The sequence below is a fragment of the Lichenihabitans sp. Uapishka_5 genome, assembly GCF_033947565.1.
GTDB lineage: Bacteria > Pseudomonadota > Alphaproteobacteria > Rhizobiales > Beijerinckiaceae > Lichenihabitans.
On sequence record NZ_JARPVX010000182.1, the window covers coordinates 1 to 1762 of the forward strand.

The 1762-nt window shown below is 64.2% G+C and carries 3 protein-coding genes; all 3 read right to left on the reverse strand.

Going from position 1 to position 1762, the window contains the following annotated elements:
- Positions 1-89: 89 nt before the first annotated feature.
- On the reverse strand, positions 90-332 hold the full coding sequence (locus P7D22_RS22960) for a hypothetical protein (protein ID WP_319936563.1): 243 nt from the start codon (positions 330-332) through the stop codon (positions 90-92).
- A gap of 141 nt (positions 333-473) precedes the next feature.
- Positions 474-773 carry a DUF1622 domain-containing protein gene (locus P7D22_RS22965; protein WP_319936564.1) on the reverse strand — a complete coding sequence of 100 codons (300 nt, stop codon included), beginning with the start codon at positions 771-773 and terminating at the stop codon, positions 474-476.
- A 39-nt stretch (positions 774-812) separates the two neighbouring features.
- A complete protein-coding gene (locus P7D22_RS22970) occupies positions 813-1196 on the reverse strand; it encodes a DUF1622 domain-containing protein (protein ID WP_319936565.1) in 384 nt (127 codons plus the stop codon).
- Positions 1197-1762 lie beyond the last annotated feature (566 nt).

The following is a 1762-nucleotide window of genomic DNA, read 5'->3' on the forward strand; positions in this document are numbered from 1 at the left end:
GCTACGTCAGCAAACCGTCCCCCAACCGCAAGGCGGGTCCCACCGGAGGCTTACCCTTGATCAGGCCCATCGCGGCTATCTTGGCGGGGTCAGCACCACCGGCCACGAACACCCCATCGTAGAACACCGATGCCGCATTGCGCCCGCTTGTCGACCAGCACGGTCGAACCATCGGCGGCAGCCAAGGCGCCCCCATGCTCGGCCACGACGTGGACGACCGCGCCTTCCGCTTTCAAGGCAGCCTTGAGCGCCAGGAGCTTAGCGCCACCGACACCGGGGCCGGCCAGCACGGCAAGCTTACGTCCCTTGATGCTCTCGGCGGCCTTGTTCATGCTGAGCGCCGGCGAAGCGCTCGCCTTGCGTTGACCAGTGGGAGCCTGCTCAGGAGCCGCGAACTGGATAAACGCGGGCTTCGGTGCGGCGGCCACGGCTTTCGGAAGGTCGAGGCCGAGCTGAACTGACCAATGGGGTGCTCACGTCGATCGGGAGCGCAGGCGGTGTTCCTCCCAGACCAAGAAGCGCTTCACGACGGTCCTAAGCGCGAAGATGGCCGCGAAGGACAGAATGGCGTTCCAGGTCTGTAGCTCGATCGTCTTCAGCAGCGTCGCCGCAGTCTTGAACCCCAACGCCGCGATCACGCCATCTGCGACCAGAAGACGGCATCGAACGATCCCCGCGTGGGTCGCCCGGCTGAGAACGAGAGCACCGAGCGCTCTCATGCAACCGGCGACCACGAACAAGCTGCCGCCAAACTCGATGAGCACCGCAGCCATGTGGATTACGAAGGCCAGTCTGACGGGCACCATCGATGATTACGCAGTGCCCGGCAGTGTGGCGGGCGCACGGCGTTGCGCCTTGTCGATCTCCTGCTGGAGAAAGTAGTTCAGCACCGTCCGGAGAACGACGATCGCGGCGAGTTGACCGATTTCGTTCCATGTCGGAGCCACCGCCGTCCTCAGGATGTCGGCTGCGAGTTCGAATTCAAGTGCGACGGCGAGCCAGCGTCCTAGCCGGAGTCGCACCTCCTCCTTCTTGTCGCTGAGGGGACCGTCCTCGTCCCGATGCGACACCCCGGGTATGAAAAGCCAGAGCGCACGGATTGTACCCTCGATCGCCGCCAGTCCGATAATGAGCGCAGCCGCCGCCTCTGTTCCCGCCGCGAGCCAGAGCGTGATGGTCTTGAAGAGTTCTTCCAACGCTTGTGCCTATCGACTCGGTGATTATGCATGGTGCCGGCCGAGCGCGACATACGCTCGACCATTCTGGCTTCCGACGCCACCTCGAAGCGAGACCGCGCAACGAACCGCACCGGTCCACATGGGTTTGGCCTTTCAAAGCCGATGCCGCCATCCGTTTCAAGTCCATCGGACCCGCCGTTGCGAACCGCGAACGCGCGACCGTGGTGCACCGGCACGATGCCGCGCCCATGGGCAGAACCACGACAAGGAGCCGGACGGGGAGTGGAGCCCTTGGAAAGGGGTGGACCTCAACGAGGCTCGATGCATTCGAGCTTGTAGCGACCCGACGCCCGGTTGGGAGCGGAGGACGTCGGTCCTCCGCCGGCCCCGCTGTTACCCGAAAGCCTGCGCCATGACAGACCAAATTCCCGATGTGCCCGGCGGCCCGCATCTTCGCGCCATCGCGATGCCGCGCGACACCAATGCGAGCGGCGCCATTTTCGGCGGGTGGACCCTCTCACAAATGGATCTGGCATGTAAAATCGCTCGCAATAGTGACCCCCTGAGGGGGTAATTTCGCGGCC

Coding starts and splice junctions, on each gene's coding strand:
- P7D22_RS22960 (WP_319936563.1), bottom strand. CDS start 332: ATGAACAAGGCCGCCGAGAGCATCAAGGGACGTAAGCTTGCCGTGCTG.
- P7D22_RS22965 (WP_319936564.1), bottom strand. CDS start 773: ATGGCTGCGGTGCTCATCGAGTTTGGCGGCAGCTTGTTCGTGGTCGCC.